General features: G+C 46.8%; 13 protein-coding genes. 2 read left to right on the forward strand and 11 right to left on the reverse strand.

Features of this window, described 5'->3' with window-relative positions; genetic code table 11:
• Nucleotides 1-67: 67 nt before the first annotated feature.
• The 8 genes from QVE09_RS12295 to QVE09_RS12330 all read right to left on the reverse strand — a co-directional run bounded on the left by QVE09_RS12295 (nt 68) and on the right by QVE09_RS12330 (nt 10035).
• Complete coding sequence (locus QVE09_RS12295; protein WP_076250904.1) at nt 68-550, reverse strand: GNAT family N-acetyltransferase; 483 nt, start codon at nt 548-550, stop codon at nt 68-70.
• Between the two features lie 261 nt (nt 551-811).
• Nucleotides 812-2047 (reverse strand): L-lactate MFS transporter, encoded by a 1236-nt coding sequence (locus QVE09_RS12300; protein ID WP_036675050.1) that lies wholly within the window; start codon nt 2045-2047, stop codon nt 812-814.
• 180 nt (nt 2048-2227) lie between these two features.
• Nucleotides 2228-3028, reverse strand: a complete 801-nt coding sequence (locus tag QVE09_RS12305; RefSeq protein ID WP_315937035.1) for a LytR/AlgR family response regulator transcription factor — start codon at nt 3026-3028, stop codon at nt 2228-2230.
• Nucleotides 3029-3038: 10 nt separating this feature from the next.
• On the reverse strand, nt 3039-4691 hold the full coding sequence (locus QVE09_RS12310; protein WP_397387044.1) for a LytS/YhcK type 5TM receptor domain-containing protein: 1653 nt from the start codon (nt 4689-4691) through the stop codon (nt 3039-3041).
• A 648-nt stretch (nt 4692-5339) separates the two neighbouring features.
• The gene (locus tag QVE09_RS12315) at nt 5340-6893 is read right to left on the reverse strand and encodes an alpha-L-rhamnosidase-related protein (RefSeq protein WP_315937036.1); all 1554 of its coding nucleotides are present in this window, start codon (nt 6891-6893) and stop codon (nt 5340-5342) included.
• A gap of 13 nt (nt 6894-6906) precedes the next feature.
• Nucleotides 6907-7743, reverse strand: coding sequence for a carbohydrate ABC transporter permease (locus QVE09_RS12320; RefSeq protein ID WP_315937037.1), 837 nt, complete (start codon nt 7741-7743; stop codon nt 6907-6909).
• A complete protein-coding gene (locus QVE09_RS12325) occupies nt 7740-8618 on the reverse strand; it encodes a carbohydrate ABC transporter permease (RefSeq protein ID WP_315937038.1) in 879 nt (292 codons plus the stop codon). The genes QVE09_RS12320 and QVE09_RS12325 overlap by 4 nt, the downstream gene beginning before the upstream one ends.
• Before the next feature lie 85 nt (nt 8619-8703).
• The gene (locus QVE09_RS12330; RefSeq protein WP_315937039.1) at nt 8704-10035 is read right to left on the reverse strand and encodes an ABC transporter substrate-binding protein; all 1332 of its coding nucleotides are present in this window, start codon (nt 10033-10035) and stop codon (nt 8704-8706) included.
• Between the two features lie 131 nt (nt 10036-10166).
• Between QVE09_RS12330 and QVE09_RS12335 the strand changes: the two genes are divergently transcribed.
• Nucleotides 10167-11975: a sensor histidine kinase gene (locus QVE09_RS12335; RefSeq protein WP_315937040.1), complete on the forward strand. Its 1809-nt coding sequence runs from the start codon at nt 10167-10169 to the stop codon at nt 11973-11975.
• 7 nt (nt 11976-11982) lie between these two features.
• The gene (locus QVE09_RS12340; protein WP_315937041.1) at nt 11983-13563 is read left to right on the forward strand and encodes a response regulator transcription factor; all 1581 of its coding nucleotides are present in this window, start codon (nt 11983-11985) and stop codon (nt 13561-13563) included.
• Nucleotides 13564-14102: 539 nt separating this feature from the next.
• On the opposite strand, the gene QVE09_RS12345 is transcribed toward QVE09_RS12340, so the two are convergent.
• The 3 genes from QVE09_RS12345 to QVE09_RS12355 all read right to left on the reverse strand — a co-directional run bounded on the left by QVE09_RS12345 (nt 14103) and on the right by QVE09_RS12355 (nt 17425).
• Nucleotides 14103-14390: a stage VI sporulation protein F gene (locus QVE09_RS12345; RefSeq protein WP_278299015.1), complete on the reverse strand. Its 288-nt coding sequence runs from the start codon at nt 14388-14390 to the stop codon at nt 14103-14105.
• Nucleotides 14391-14505: 115 nt separating this feature from the next.
• Entirely contained in the window at nt 14506-16551 is a 2046-nt protein-coding gene (gene recG / locus QVE09_RS12350) for an ATP-dependent DNA helicase RecG (RefSeq protein ID WP_315937042.1), read from the reverse strand.
• A 10-nt stretch (nt 16552-16561) separates the two neighbouring features.
• On the reverse strand, nt 16562-17425 hold the full coding sequence (locus QVE09_RS12355) for a DegV family protein (protein WP_315937043.1): 864 nt from the start codon (nt 17423-17425) through the stop codon (nt 16562-16564).
• Nucleotides 17426-17599: the final 174 nt, after the last annotated feature.

The raw sequence follows: 17599 nt of genomic DNA on the forward strand, positions 1-17599 counted from the left end.
GATAATGAGTTCCATCCACATCATGCAAGATGCCCTATATTATCTGATTACCCGCAGAACCTTTCATTTATCGCTTCATTTGAAGATTTAACTCCAAAATCTCACCAGGAAGACCATCGTAATCGCCTGTCCAGGTGGATACAAAGTTCTGTCTGGTCAAGATCCGGCGGGAAGCAGCGTTACCCGGATCGATAACTGCATAGAGTGATCCAATCCCTGCGGCTTGTGCCTGAATAATCAACCGTGACGCTATGGATGTGCCTTGGCCTTTACCCCAATGTTCAGGCAGGATCATGTAACCTATCTCAGCCTTGGTCGGGTCCTCCTGATCCGGAATCAATTTGGCATACGCCACACCAGCACCATCTTCACTAAATACCCGATAATGTCCGCAAGTGGAACGCTCATTAAAATCAAGCATGGACTCAAATTGCGTTCTCGCCTCTTGCTCCGGTATTGCACGTTCTGTAATCTGTTTCATTACTTCCATATTGGAAACCAATGCATAATAATCATCAAAATCAGGTTGTGTGTATTTAATGAACTTCATGATATGCCTCCTCTGGGGTACATAACTTATCTTGGTCTTGTTGAATTCACCTAGAGTATAACAGATGCGAATGATGGAATGCACACAAGGCAACACGCTTGCAGGCAGCCAGATGATCCGATAGGCCAACAAGTCAGCAATCTGACCACTGTAGATACCAAAAAGCGGCCTCAACTGGAGACCGCTTTGTTTACTTTGTTTTTTTAATTTGCTTTTTAAGATGAAGAAATATTCTCAGTTCCGTACTTCCCGTGCATGTTGTTAGCTTGCCCGTGATGAAGGGTTAAGGTTCATCTGTTTTTCACGTTGACGTGCACGACGACCTTCACCTGGAGGGGTGATGATCAGTGCGAGCAACAGCGAGACAGCACAGAGTACAGCAATCACGATGAAGGTTAGATGGAATCCGCCCAGCAGGGCGCTGATGAATGATCCAGCCAAAGCACCAAATCCAAAGCCCTGATAGATCACACCATAGTTTTTGCTCTGATTCTTCAGTCCGAAGTAATCGGCCACAATCGCCGGGAATACCGTAATGTTACCGCCGAAGCAGAAGGCAACGGCCGCCACACAGGCGAAGAAAATTCCGAAAGTCAGTGGAACCAGACTAAGTGTCATGACAGCTACGGCTGTAACCAGCAGCGCACCAGCGATGACTTTCATTCGTCCTACTTTATCCGACAGCGCACCGAGAATAATACGTCCTGCCGTGTTAAAGATCGCAACCATGGCCACTGCGTTCGCAGCGGTAGCTACATCAAGTCCAGCAAGCTGTACACCGATATCTTTGACAATACCGATCAGATACAGACCGCTCATACACGCCGTGAAGAAAATAACGAACAGCATGTACGCTTCTTTTGTACGCAGCATCTCTTTCACTGTATAGTCATGACGTGCTACGACTTGTTTGGATCCTTCCTTGCTTGCCGGAGCCTGTTCACGAACAACAGCTTCACGGATCAGGAATGATCCCGCAACCACCAGAACAAGAACGATAATGCCCCAGTACATAAATGCCTGAGCAGGACCAACGGCACCAATCAATGCCGTGTTCACATATTTGAACAATAAACTACCGGTACCGAATGCGCCGACCGAGATCCCCGAGATCAGACCTTTACGCTCCGGGAACCACTTGATCAGATTAGACAACGATGTAATGTACGCCGTACCATCTGCAAAACCAACGACAAATCCAGCCAAAATGTACAGCAATGTTAGCGAAGTGACTTGGGAACTCAGAATTAGACCCAGTCCGAGCACAACCCCGGCTACACGGATCAGGCGCTGAAGACCCCAACGTTCCTGCAATCGTCCTGCAAACAATGTGGCAAACGCCAAAGCAAAACTGGTAATTGAAAAAGTTATCGCGACCGAGCTGACGTCCCATCCGAAACGATCAGACAACGGTTGATTAAATAAACTCCAAGTATAGATGGTTCCAAGACCCATTTGTACAATGATGGTCCCCAATACAATAAGCCAGCGGTTCATTTTTGTAGGTGCAAATGTTGATTCAGGTGTTGATGAAACGGATGAAATGGTTGCTTTCATCGTGATCTCCCCTTTGCCGATGTCATATACATGAATGCGTTCACAAGCTAATCATACATGAAAGGGGATTCATCACACCGTTTTGAGCATGAGTTGCATCAGATGCGGAATGAAATGCTTCTAGATGCGCATGAGTTGCCTGAATTCTTTGACCTTCCCGCGACTTACAGGTACTTCAGCCTCCAGATCGCGCAGACGGAGCAGATACGTATTGTTGAACCAAGGTACAATTTCACGGATTTGCGACAGATTTACGACGTAGGAACGGTGGCAGCGAAAGAACGTATCCTGTGGCAGACGGCTGTGAAAATCCGATATGCTCACTGGCATGGTGAACTCCCCATTTTTGGTATAAACCTTTGTCACTTTCTCCTGCGCTTCCGCATAGTAGATATCTGCCGTATCCGTAACAATAATATTGTCATTCCGCAGCAGATTAATTCTTCTGTCCGTATGGGAATTCGTATCTCGTTCTCGTAACAGATCTCCCTGTGCAGCAGATCCGTCCCCCATAGTAACTGGTCCATCCTCAACATGTTGCTCCATCGGCGTATGATCACGTTTGAATGCGAGCTCCAGCTTATGGAGCATTGCAGCAATTCGTTTCTCGTCATAAGGCTTCAGAATATAATCAAACGCCTCCAACTCAAAAGCTTCTGCTGCATGTTCCTTATACGCCGTAGTAAATACAATATAGGGTTTAATCGCAAACTTCCCAATATGATGGGCCAGCATCATGCCGTCCAGCGAGGGAATATTGATATCGAGGAAAATGACGTCAACTTCTTGTTCCTGCAAAAACTTCAGTACATCCAGCCCGTCTTCAAGGCGATCCACCACTTCAATATGACTATGCTCCTGAATTAAATAATTCAATTCCTCACTTGCCAGAATCTCGTCTTCCACAATAAGAGCTCTCATTGATCCATCATCACCTTGTTACGACATCTCCTTTGGGCACATCAAATAAAATATCGGTTCCTTGTTCCAGCCTAGTAATGGTTACACCTTGTCCGTAGATAAGCTTGACCCGGCGATGCACATTATATAGCCCGATCTGGTTACCAGGCATACGATCGTGGTAGACCCGTTCAATAATATCTGCACTGATGCCTGCCCCTGTATCACTGACACTGATTCGTACAAACTCCGGATAATCCTGTATCCGAATTCGAACGGTCCCAGGTCCTTTCACCTTGAGAATGCCATGAATAATTGCATTTTCGACGAGCGGCTGGATAACAAGACTCGGAATATGCACCGCAACCTCATCAATCTCATAGATCACGTTAAGTCGACTGCCAAAGCGAGCTTTCTCAATCTCTACATAATTACGGACCTGCTCAAGTTCCTTATGAATATCGATTAGCTCATCCGACAGTTCCAGATTGTAGCGCATGTACCCGGATAGATTCACAATCAATTCCCGCGCACGATCCGGTTTGGTTCGGATGGACGATGCAATCGCATTTAGCGCATTAAACAGAAAATGAGGATGAATGGTCGTCTGTAAGGCACGGAGCTCTGCTTTGTTCGCAGCAGCCTTAATCTCTTCTACCCGTGACACCTCCATCTGAGTGGAAATGATCTGCGACAGACCTACAGCCATCGTTTGCAAAGGATACGTAATTTTATACGCTTTGCGATAATAGATTTTGAGCGCCCCTGTAATGTCGCCTCGTTCTTTGAGCGGAATGATTAACAGCGAGTGGATATCGGGTGTTTTTTCATCAATCACATCATTACTGATCGTTATCTCCCCGCTGGATATCGTCTTCTTGGTCATCTCACTTATAATTTCATTACCGATATGATAGCGTTCCTCACCAAATCCTACATAAGCCAGTACATTCCGGGTATCCGTAATTGCAACCGCATCGGCCTGAATATCCTCCTGAATAATCCGGCAGATTTTGCGTAGAGAATCCTCATCAATCGAACGGAAATACGGCAAGGTTTTGTTCGCAATCTCCAGTGCCAGCTTCGCCTGACGAGCCGCAATCATCTCTTTCTCCCCTTCGACGCTCTGCACCAGGAGCACAATCAGCCCAATGTTGACTTCACCCAGAATCATAGGCAGCGCAATCTTCGAAACAATATCGGCACCCAGTGGATCGGGATAGGAAAATAGCAGGATCAATAACATCGTGAGCGCTTCACAGATCATTCCAGCACCAATACCGATAATCCATCGCTTAGGCTTGGGCGTGTACTTATGTATATATCCAGAGACCAGACCTGCCAGGATACTCGTGATCAGACACGGTATAGCTGTGACTCCATCCATATCAATCAAATATCGATGCACCCCGGAGACAATACCCGTAATAATACCCACAGGCGCTCCGAACAAAATACCACCTGATAACACGGCGATGATCCGCACATTCACCAGTGAACCTTCGACATTAATACCCGTATATGTCCCGAAGATGGCAAAAGCACAGAATAACAAGGTAACCGCAACAGACTCCTGCCACCTTAATTTCCCCTTTTGCAGAATCTGCCTAAATCTCGGCACCCTCGACAGAAAGAATAAAAATATAATCAACAGCGCCGCCCGTTCAAATAAACCCAGCAGCATCGTAAACATTTCCAATCGTACTTCCTCCAAATCTGTCTAAAATAAATGCATATCGACATAGTCCGCCTTTTTGACGTAAAATCCAGGACATTAATCCATAAGGCTCGTATGCAACAGTTTACCGCTCCACCCGGAGGAAAGCAAAGTCCATCCTGTGAAAATACATCAAATATATTGCACCATTCACACCATAGTTCATCCCTTAACTTCTATGAAAATGTCAGACTCCAGAAAAACCTATGTTATAATTAGTTGTCATGTTATTCCAATTATTCAGTGAAATTAATTACAGAAAGGTGTTCATGCATGATTGCCATTCTACTCCTAGTTTCACTTCTGCTTTTTAGTCTTCTATGGTACACCCTATACTTTATCTCCAAACGAAGCCATCATCCCGATCGCTCATCGGCGATTATCCTGCGAATAATCTTAAGCATCTCAACTCTGGCACTCATCGTCCAAGTCTACATACTTAAAGGAAACCCGTATAACTTTATTTTAATATTAGTATTTATCGCTTCATTAATAGCCACTCGTTCTTTTAACGGTACGAACAAATAAAAACAATAGGCCATGGCAGGCTCTATGCTACCTGAAACTAATCCAAAAAGGCCAACCAGACGTTCCTGGTTGACCTCAAGTCCAGAATTATGAAAAATATCGCCTAATAAAATAACTTGGTGTGCAGCTCCAAGCATGGCAATAACTGTTGACCAAATTGCTGCCATAAGGAGAATACGTTTTGTCGTCCGGGTCGTAGAGCTCCCAGAAAGTGTCCGCTCCATCCTTCAGCATACCGCCCCAATACCTTCGGATCTGCTCCAGTGCCTTCTCCTCTTCCCCGCACATAATCAATGCATCAACATAATGATGAACCATGTACGGCGTGGTCATGCCAATAGCTTCTCCCTTACCCGTTAACCGATCAAGTAATTGCCGGGCCGCTGGAGCATCCATGATCTCAGCCAGAACCATCCACACTTGCGATGCCCAGGATACCTGCCTTTTTTCACCACTGACGAAGAAGCCCTGTTCACCATCCCACAGATGTGTGAGGGCTGCTTGCTCAGCGTCTTTGATGTGTGTGTTAATCCATTCCTCATACTCCGGCAGCCCCAGTTCTTTGGCAATCGACCTTCCCCTTTTCATACTATAGATGAGAACTGCCTGAGCACCAGCCTGTTTATTTAATTCTTCATGCCAGTCCAGAAAACAATACCAGGTATCGTCATCCCGTACGATGCCCCGCTCATCGAGTCTTTTAAGCCCAAGCTCAATCTGTTCTTGAGCGACCGGCCAAAGTCCTTCCAACGTTTCCCTGTCCTTCGTAGCTTCAAAATAGTCCCATAATGTCACTATAAAAAACAACGCATAGTCATATAAGTAAATCTCGTCCACGTATGGTTCCGGTTGTTCGTACAAACAGGCTCCTACCTGACCGCCCTCTAATCTTGTTCCGGCAAAGAGATACAGACAGCGCTTGACGAGATCATTACAGCCGAATGTTTCATAATTGACGAGGGCCTGAAGACGAAGATCTCCGATCCATAAACGTCGGTCGCGCTTCGGTCCATCTTCGAATACCGTCTGCATGCAATCCCGGAGTGTCTTCACGGACACGCGATCCATTTCCAGCAGCTCCGTGTCGATACCTTCATGCAATTGAGGTACTGAACCTATGTCTGCTGAAGTCACCGTCATGCAATATATATCTTTAATTCGAATATCGTAACGGATCGACGTTTCTACCACCTCGATTTTCAGATACCGAAAGGCATAGCGACGGTTCAGTGTTAGCGTGCCGGGTAACACGTCCACATTCACGATCTCATCTTGAAGCCATGAACGGCTAAGCCAACCCGAATATTCTGCAAAATCCTCACCGACCTCACAGGGCATTTCTCCAAATGTGAGCTTCAACCTGAGAGGGGCATCTGCATTACTGCGCTCGTTAAGAAGCGACAAGGTCAGATAACCGACGAGATGCTCCCCGAAATCCAGCGTAACTCTGTCTCCCTTGCACAACACTTGATCAGATAAGTTTTCTGCTAAGCCGAGTGGTTCGATACGCCATCCCTGAAAACCCGCCGCATCCAGAACTGCGCTCACGATATGTTCCGGATAGACCTTTTGCTGGCGAAGCTCCGGCATCAGACGCTGCGCTTTTTCCAGCCAAGTTGTGTTTATCACTTTTTCACTCATTGCAGTGTCCTCCTTATCCTTTGACCGCCCCAACGGTCATACCACCGATAAAATATTTTTGCAGGAACAGAAACGCCAGCAGCAACGGTAGCGCGCATAGAAAGCATGCTGCAAACAGGACATTCCACTGCGTGGGGTTTTGCTGATCGCCCAAAAATCCGAGCATGGCCAGCGGTAACGGTGAATCTCCTGCGCTGGAAATAAAGATCATATTGAAGAAGTAATCGTTCCAGATCCAGACACCTTGCGTAATAATGACCGAAACCGTTACCGGAATGAGCAAAGGGAACACGACGGTCCAGAACCGTTGGAACAATCCCGCCCCGTCGATGTGCGCCGCTTCTTCTACCTCCTCAGGCACACCGCTTCGAATGAAGCCCGTGTACAGGAAAGTTGAAAACGGCAGACTGCACGTAATGAACATGAAAATAGGCGTATATTGATTCGTTGGAATATGCAGCGCATTAATCATTTGCACAATCGGTATCAATACCATTTGCGCAGGTACCACGAGTCCGGACAAAAAAAACAAATACATGAACTTGCTTAGTTTTGTTTTCAAACGGGCCATCGGGTAGGACGCCATCGCCGCAAACAGGACAACGAACACGACCGATACGCCGGTTAACACCACGCTGTTCCATAGCGCTTCCGGAAAGTGCATACGGTCGAAGGCAGCCTTGTAACTTGCAAAGGTCATCTCCCGGAACAGGACCAGCGGATTTGTGTTGTTGCTTGGATCGCGGAGTGATGTCGAAAAGGCAATAATTAACGGAATCAGGTTTAACACCATCACCAACAGTACGACGACCTGAACGGACCCTTTCCCCAATACTTTACGAAGCGTCATGCCGACACCTCCCGTTTGTTCATTTTCAGGACAAAGACAGCGGTAATGACGATAATCACGGCAAAGGAAATAACGCCAAGAGCCGAAGCTTTACCAAAGAGCTGTTCGGTAAATGCCATCTTATAGATGGTATAAATCAGCGTGTTGGTAGCCGTGCCCGGACCACCATTCGTCATGATAAACGGGAAGTCGAACGCTTTGAGTCCATTGATCAAACTTAACGTCACGTTGATTGTAATTGCTGTTGCCAGTAATGGAATCTTCACATGTCGTAGTAATCTCCATGAGCCGCAGCCATCAATCCGTCCGGCTTCCAACAAGTCGCTCGGAACAGTCTGTAGTCCTGCAAGGAAGATAATCATTGTCGTTCCGATCGTCTTCCAGATTTCCACGAAGATAATAGAATACAGCGCGGTCGAGTAATCACCCAGGAAATTCAGTTCATTTGTGATACCCAGTTTATCGAGAAAGGAAGAAATCAGCCCGTAATCCGGCATATAGACGTAGCTCCACAAAAAGCCGACGACAATCGCACTGAACAATGTGGGAATATACGCCAGGGAACGGTAAATCCCGTTTCCTCTTATTTTCATGTTTAACAGCAATGCCATTGCCAAACCGATGATATTGCCAGCTATGACGGTGACGAACGTATAGATCAGTGTATTTTTTAAAGAAATGCCCAGGATGTCGCTCCGGAACAATTCCTTATAGTTGTCGAAACCGATATAGTTATAGGCTTGGGCGTACCCGTTATAGTCCGTTATACTGTACTGGAACAACCGCAGGATCGGGAAGATCCAGAAGGTCAGGTAGAAGATCAATGCCGGCAAAGCAAACCAGTACATGGACTTTTTCATTACAGTAGAGCTCATCCTGCTCCATCCTTTCCAAGAGGGCCTGCGGCAAGGGAAGAAGGACAATCATTCTCCCCTTTACAGCAGACAGCATCGTTTTGTTCTAGTTTTTCCACAGCTCTCTAAACTTGGTTTCCATGGCGTTTGCCACATCTTCTGGTGTTGTTTTCTGTCCAGCAATAATCTCGGCAAACTTTGCCTGCATGACGTCCGATACTCCGGCTGGCCACATCTGGTTGCTGAAGTAGACGGAATTTCCAGTTTGCTGATAGTTGTCATTCACTTCCTTGAACAATTCTTTTTCAAGTTCTACGTCCTTATACACGCTGATGGAACTGTTGGCTTCCACAAATGCCTTGAACAGATCTGATTCACCATCGAACAGGTAGTTCAGTACTTCCTTGGCTGCATCCAGGTTTGCCGATTTGGCGTTCAAAGCGTATCCGGCAGATGTTGCAGCAGACACAAACACCGGCTGTTCCGGCTCGTTACCTGGCAATGAGGCGAATCCGCGAGTAAATTCAGCAGCGCCTTTGGACGTCATGGAAGCATAGTCCCATGTTCCAGTAAAGGTCATGGCTGCTTGCCCATCGATGAACAACTGCGCAGATTGGGCACTTCCAATGCCAAGCGAGTTTTTGACAACGTAGTTGTTATCATAGAGCTCTTTGTATTTGGAGACCGTTTGAACCCACTTGGGATCAGTCAACGATTTTTCGCCTTTCTGGAGTTTTACATCAAAATCCATCTCATTTGGATAGACAACATTGGCCGCAATCGGGTACATACCGAATTGGATCATCCAAGGGTCCTTATCCCCCATTGCAATTGGAGTTACGCCCGCAGCCTGCAGCTTTTGACACAACTCCAGGAACGAAGGCCAATCCTTCGGAAACTCGGAATATCCGGCCTCTTGTAACAACTCCTTGTTGTAATAAACGCCCAGGAAGTCTAGCCCTTTGGCCACTCCATAAGGTTTTCCCTCATAGGACATATCTGCCTTCGCGCCTTGGCTGATGTTGTCCCAGAACTTCAGATCGGATAGATCAGCAGCAAATCCTGCCTTTGCGAAATCATTGACGCCGCCAGCTGCATTCTTTGGAAAAATCAAGAACATATCCGGCCCCTGTCCAGCCGCAAGCTTGGTACGTACGGATGTATTGTACTGATCATCAGGCAATTTCTGCACTTCAAGGGTAATGTTAGGAAACTTCTCTTTTACCAGACGCGGCAAGGTCTCCAACTCGAAATCCTCTCCGTCAGACGCCTTGTTTCCCGATAGCATCATCGTCAACGTAATCGGCTTTCCTGATTCATCTGAACTCCCGTTGCTATTATCCGTACCGCTCCCCTCCTGGCTACCGGAGCTGCATGCGCTCAGAAACATCATGAGGAGTACCAAAGTTAAAGGCAACAATCGTTTTCTATTTTTCATCTTGTCATTCCCCCGATTCATGTTTATTCTTGCTTTGTGCACATTCTCATCATACTGTGGGCAAAAGTGCATTTGCTTTGGCTCGTATGGTGCACTATTTTTAGAATTGACAAATGGCGGGAGGAGCACGTATGATTCTGTTCAACATCAAAACTAAACTTTTTCTGGTCCTCGTCCTCGTATCGATCGTGCCAATTATCGTCGTTTCTGTCAGTTCCTATCGCAGTTACACGAAGCTGGTGAATGAGCAGACCTCTCTCGTGACGTCGACAACTATAGGCAATTCGGTCAAGAGCATGGAGGAAATTTTGCAGAACATCGACCGGATCTCCGTCACACTCCTTCAGCAGTCTTCCAATGCAACCGCTTACAGTACTGTGAGTGATGAACTAATCAAGTTGAACGGTACCAACGATCAATATGAAATCTTCATGATCCGCAGCAAATTGAAATTGATCTTTGAAAACATTCTGCTTGGCTACAATTACATCAATGGTTTGTACCTTTTCACACCAGATGGCAAATGGATAAGCTATGGCAGTAGCGGCACAGACCTACGCCTCGATTATGTCGCACTTCGCGATGAGTGGTATCTAAATACGATCCAACGTAAAGGCGATTTGTATATTGGTGAAGTTGGCGTCAAACCTTACATCATTAACGCCAAGGAATCCATTGGCTTCTCCAGAGCTCTCTACGATCCCAACAACAACGAGTTCCTAGGCGTGTTTATGCTGGATTGCAGTATGAACATTTTTGACGGTCTAAAACGTAATCCGGCACCAAGCTTGTCCAATCTATATCTAGCAAACGACGCTGGCGAGATCTTGTACTCCAGCGAACGAAGTAGAGTTAGCACTCCACTCTCCGATACGCTGGCTGCGGCAACGCATCAAGTCGGCAGCAATTCACAGTACAAATCCATCCAAGATAACATCATGACGGTAATCCAGAAGGTTCCTGGCCGCAATTGGAACGTAATTGCCAACATCTCTATGGATCGGCTGTATGAGGAGTACAACATCTCCCAAAAGTTGCTGTTCTACGTAGCCATAAGTTGTGCCGTCATTTTCCTTCTACTTTCCTTTTTCTTGTCCAACCTGATCACCAAACCCATCATTGAATTGACCAAACTGATGCGTAAAACCAAATCTCATCGTTTTGTGACCATCAAGCCTCAAGTAACGAGGCAAGTCGACGAGATTGGAATCCTTTACCATGAGTTCAACAAAATGATGAATGATATCGATACGCATATCCGAGAAAGTTACCAGAATAAAATCCTCATGCTGGACTCCCAGATGAAGGCATTGGAAGCACAGATCAACTCCCATTTCCTCTACAATACGCTGGAGTCGATTAATAGCATTGCCGAGATCGAAGAAGTTGAGAGTATTGTGGTGATGACCAAGTCACTCGGGGACATGTTCCGCTACAGCATCAAAACGGACAGCGAGTTGGTCGCGGTCAGAGAAGAACTTCAGCATGTAGAAAACTACATGGCCATCCAGCAGATTCGGTATGGTGACAAGTTCGCGTTCAAACTCAATGTGGACCCGGAACTTCGGAGTCGTCGCATGCTGAAACTTCTGTTGCAACCACTCGTGGAAAATGCCATCTATCACGGGTTGGAGAACAAACGTGGGAAGGGGTCCGTTACCATTACCGGTTTGTTTCAGGGGGACAGCATCGTGTTCGAGATCTGGGACGATGGCGTGGGCATGTCCTCAACACAAGCGGAGGAACTTCGACAATTGCTCCAGCAGCCACCTGAATTCGTCGCCGTTGGTCAAAGGCATAAACAAAGCATCGGCATCAAAAACGTGCATTCACGAATTGCTTTGTATTACGGAGAGGGTTACGGCCTTTCGTTTCATACCGATTTGAATACAGGAACTCGAATTACACTCGAAATTCCGGCCAATTGGGAAAAGAGGTGACCAAGAGATGTACACGTATATCGTTGTGGACGATGAACCCTTGATCCGCAAAGGTTTGTTGAAAAAAATCGGGACTTTTGAGCACTCGCTTGAACTCCTAGGCGAAGCAGATAACGGCGCGGATGCCTTGGCTTTGATTGAATCGTTCAAGCCGGACATTATCTTTACAGACATGCGCATGCCTGAGGTTGACGGCAAGCTGCTGATCAGGACAGTATGCCAGCAATATCCGCGCATCAAGTTAATTGTCATTAGCGGACATACCGATTTTGATTATATGCAGGAGGCAATCTCTGCGAAAGTTATAAATTACCTGTTGAAGCCTTTTAGCCGGGAAGAGATCCACGGTACGCTCCACCAAGCCATCCATGCCATCGAACAGGAGCGCTCTCTTCAGCGGGAAGTCGTTCTAAGAGAAGTAGAAACGGAGCAGATGAAAAGGGATGCAGACATGCAAGCCTTCCTGAATTATGTGCTGGCTCCCCATTCATCCATCAAAACACCTGTGTTCCGCTCTGTGGAATTTGCCGCCATCATGGCGTCTGACCAGTTCATTTTATTGACGATTTATGGTCCTCAACCGCTTACAGCACAGCAACTACCTACCTTTTCGAATGGCCTGTACATTCCTCATCCACAAACGGATCAGCTACTGTTTTTCCTGATGAATGATCTGGGTTGCTCAGGCCAGCTTGATTTGCAGAAAATGGCGGAACAAACTGCGAGTATCATTTTGACCAAATCCGAAACTACGGATTGTTGTGTGGGGATCAGCTTGCCTCATACAGGCATTGGTGGGGTCCGAGAAGCTCATCATCAAACGATCCTTGCGTTGGACGAACGAGCCATTACCGATTTTGGCAAATGTTACGTATTCTCACGTGAGCAAATTCCTTTACATCAACTGAAGTGGGCTCGAATGTATGAACTGTTATTTTTTATAGAGAGCGGGAATGTGACGAAGGTGGAAGAGCTCATCACCGATTTCTTTGCTTTCTACATACGCCAGCCTGATGCCTTGCTTGCCCACCTGAAAGAGCAGTGCAAAGACATTATTACGGAAACCAAACGGCTGCTGAGTAACTATATCCAGAACGGAGGTAACAGTAGCGCCTCTTCCAGCTTGGAGGCCGTCCTGAACGTCTCGTTCGATATGGAGTGCATTAGGCATTACATGGTAAAAGTGCTGACGGGAACAGCCCTTCTGCTTAAGGAAGATAACCCCTACGCATCAGATCAAGTGATCGACAACGTCAGGACATATATCGATAATCACTATACCAAGGATTTAACGCTGGAATGGGTATCGTCCCTCTTCTACCTGAACCCGAGTTACCTCAGTCATTTATTTAAAGAGAAGACATCCGAGAACTTCACTGATTACGTAAACCAACTACGGATCAGGCAAGCCAAGCAACTCTTAACGAGCACAGACGATAAAATCTACCGGGTTGCCAAACAACTGGGATACGACAATCCAAAATATTTTTTTCGGGTGTTTAAAAAATTGACCGGTTGGACTCCAGAGGAATACCGAAAGCAACACAAACCCTTAACCGCAAACAACAAGGAGCCAGGCCATGCATGATGGCCCAGTTCCTTGTTTTCGTTGTTGTGGTTCTTAGCGATCATTCGGCAGGTACTGGCCTTCTTCCATCAGCCCATATTCCTTGAAGGCTCGCAAGTAATAAAATGGTCGATTTAACCAACATAATATACTCAATGAAAACTTTGTTTTTGCGGTAACACAAGCCAGGTCATGGGTCATTTCGATAACTACAACAAATATTCAACCGAGTAATGCCACAAGGCTAGTCCCTAGTTATAACAATCAAAAGAGCGTTCCATAAGTCATCTTCCTGACTTATGGAACGCCCCACCCACTAAAATTACTTCATACACATTCGATGTAATTTGGTTTTTCTAAAGTACTTTCGTTTACACAACAACGGAGAGGGCAGAACCAATCTGAAGAAGCGAAGCGTGCGCCTTTATCCCCGGATTTTACCCTTTAGAAAAGGGAATCAAAAAAAATCCGTGGATAACAGCGATCGAAAGATGGTACTGCACTCGTAGTGCCCCCGTGTAAACAACGCTATTTATCCCACCCAACATGACATCGAATCCCTACCTAAACATCCCCCACAGCTTAATCAAATGAAACGTATTGTTCGGATCAATCTTCTGCGCGAGCACAAACGCAACAAACTGCTCCTCCTGCGCCGCAGAGAAATTCTCATTCATAATGACTGCTGAGGACTTGACCAACCTTCTGACTTTGGCCTTATCTTGCAGATCAGACTTGGTCACGCCATCAATCAACTTTTTGATACGCTCTTTGACAGCGGGATTTTTCATCTTTAATTTGATCCGCTCCACCAGCTGCGGACTAATTCCATATTGTTGGTAACCCAAAACGCATAGCACCTCCCAAAAGAATGAACTCACTTCTTATTCATATGTCGGGAGGGCTTGTACACTTGTCTTTTTTTACAAAGGTAATACGAAAAAAACGCTATCCTGGGCAACATTAGTCAATCAGATCGCCCTTGAATACTTGCTGTTGCTGTAGAAAATCACGCAGAGGCGTATAGTCCACAGACGTCCAGAAATTCGCTTCCGCAATCAACTGGGTTACGTCATCTCTGGCTTGTTCGAGCACAGCAAAATCGGCAACCATATCGGCAAGACGGAACTCGGGCAGTCCGCTCTGTTTGGTACCAAAGAAATCACCCGGACCCCGGAGATCCAGATCCCGACGAGATACCTCGAATCCATCCTCGGTTTCCGTCATGACCTTCATGCGTTCCTGTCCAACCTCCGTCTTGGGATCAGCAATGAGTACACAATAGGAAGCATGCGCACCACGACCGACCCGACCACGAAGCTGATGCAGCTGGGAGAGACCGAAGCGGTCCGCGTCCATAATGACCATCAACGTGGCATTTGGCACATCGACCCCAACCTCGACAACGGTGGTGGAGACAAGCAACTGAATATCATTGCTATAGAAGTCCCGCATCATCTCTTCTTTCTCCGCAGCCGTCATCCGGCCATGCAACAGACCTACACGATATTTTGGAAAGTTCTGCTGCATCTGCACATGCAGATCAATAGCATTCTGCACATCCAGTTTCTCCGACTCTTCAATGAGCGGACAGATCAGATAGGCCTGACGGCCCTGATCCACTTCTCTGGAGATAAAACCGAGCACCCGCTCCATCATATCGTGTTTGACCCAATACGTGGAGATGGGAATCCGTCCCTTCGGACGTTCCGAGATCGTAGATACCTCAATGTCACCAAAAGCCGTAATCGCAAGTGTCCGTGGAATTGGCGTAGCTGTCATCGTTAACACATCCGGATTATATCCTTTGCGCCTTAAAACGCTGCGCTGATTCACCCCGAAGCGATGCTGCTCGTCCGTCACCACAAGACCCAGATCACGGAAGAAAACATCTTCCTGAATCAGGGCGTGTGTACCCACCACGATATCAATCATGCCCATTTGCAACGAGGCGATCAGATCTTTACGTTTACGTCCATTTACACTGCCCGTTAACAGCCCTACGGTTACCCCAAACGGTTCAAACAGCTTTTGCAGTGAGCGCATATGCTGCTCCGCCAGAATCTCCGTAGGCACCATCAGAGCCCCTTGGAAACCGGATCGAACAGTCGTGTATAGCGCAATTGCCGCAATAACCGTTTTACCCGATCCTACATCACCCTGCAATAACCGGTTCATTGCATAGGGCGAACGCATATCATGCAGAATTTCAAGCTCCACCTTTTTCTGAGCATCTGTCAATTCAAAAGGTAAACTGCGTACAAACTCACGAATCGTCGTATTGTCCGTTGTATGTACCACGCCATCCATGCGATTCCGGTTGAGCGCACGATACGCCTGCATTTTCAACTGGAACAGAAACAGCTCCTCATACACCATCCGCTGTCTGGCCTGCTGACCTTCCCGGTTGTCCTGTGGACGATGGATTCCCGCAATCGCCTGTTTGCGTGGCATCAAGCTGTATTTCTTCATCAAGGATTGGGGTAAAATCTCGGGAATCATATCTCCGAATTGGATCAATCCCTGATTGATCGTTTTCCGCATCCATTGTTGTGTCAGCTTGCCGGTTACCGAATATACAGGTTGGAGTGTGCCTGAACGCCCATCGCCTTTATCGGGGAACTCCGAGTCAGTAACTGTCATCTGCATACGTTTTTGTTCCCATTTCCCCGTAATCACAATCTCCCGATTGGGGGTAAGCTGTTCTTTGAGGAAATGGCGATTGAACCAAGTTGCTGTAATCATCCACTCTTCCGTCATAATCTTACAGGTAAGACGCGACTTTTTGCCGTATCGTTGTAAAACAGGAATACCCATCACCTGTCCCTGAACCGTAATCTTGTCCCCATCCTTCACTTCACTAAGTGAACGCAGACGATAATCCTCATAACGGAACGGATAATATTCAAGCAGGTCTTTAACAGTAGAGATGCCAAAGGCGTGAAGCTCTCCCTCTTTGAGAGCACTCACGCCGTTAATTTGCTTAACTGATATTTCTTCCAATTTCATGTCTAATCCCTCATTCCGGAACAGGCCACATAAAGATTGCAATGACACCAGGTCCAACATGGCTGCCTACAACGGCTCCAATATTGGTATAGACCACTTCATTCAGTGTAAAATGACCACGCAGCTGCTCTGCACAAGCGATCGCTGATCCCGGGTCAGCGGTATGACCTACCGCCAGGTTCACCCGTTTGCCTGCAAGATCCTTCTGGAACAGCTCAATAATGCGTGCCATTGCTTTTTTATGACCTCTGACTTTCTCAACTGCGTAGATAACGCCTTCTTCATCAATAGACAGGATCGGCTTAATGTTAAGCAACGTTCCCAAGATGGCTGAAGCTTTGCCAATCCGACCGCCCTTTTGCAGATACTCCAAAGTATCTACAAGAAAGAACAACTTGCGAGATTGTTGCATCCCTTCAATGGCAGCAGCGATTTCGACTGCTGACTTGCCCTGTTCGGCAAGTTCAGCAGCCTGTACCACCATTAGACCGTATCCATACGAGGCTGACTTCGAATCCAGCACGGTGATGTCACCCTCACGCTCCAGCAAAGACTTGCCAAGCATGGCCGATTGGTAGGTACCACTCATGCCGGATGACAGGTGGATCGATACAATCGGGCGTTCCGGGTTCTCATCAAGCAGTGCTTGATATACATTCATGAAGTCGGTTGGAGATGGCTGTGAAGTTGTAGGCAACACAGAACCCTTCTTCAACTTTTCGTAGAACTGTTCCGAAGTCAGATCAACGCCATCTGCATAGGTCTCTTCACCGAACAGAAGGCGCAGCGGAACAATGTGAATCCCGTATTTGCGAATGAGTTCTTCGGGAATATCTGCCGTACTGTCTGTTACTATCGCAACCTTGTGGCTCATGACTCTCCTCCTCTTCGCTAGAGTGCTATTAATACATGTTCAAAAAGTCAACGATTCAGCACCGAGAAGGTTGCGAGAACCTGAAGGAGGAGGAGCGGAGTGTAGGCAAACCTACATGAGCACCGGACTCCGAAGGTGAACGCAAGATTCGATGTCGAGTTTGCTTCGTGAGCT

It is taken from the genome of Paenibacillus sp. ClWae2A (assembly GCF_032452295.1).
Classification (GTDB): Bacteria; Bacillota; Bacilli; order Paenibacillales; family Paenibacillaceae; genus Paenibacillus.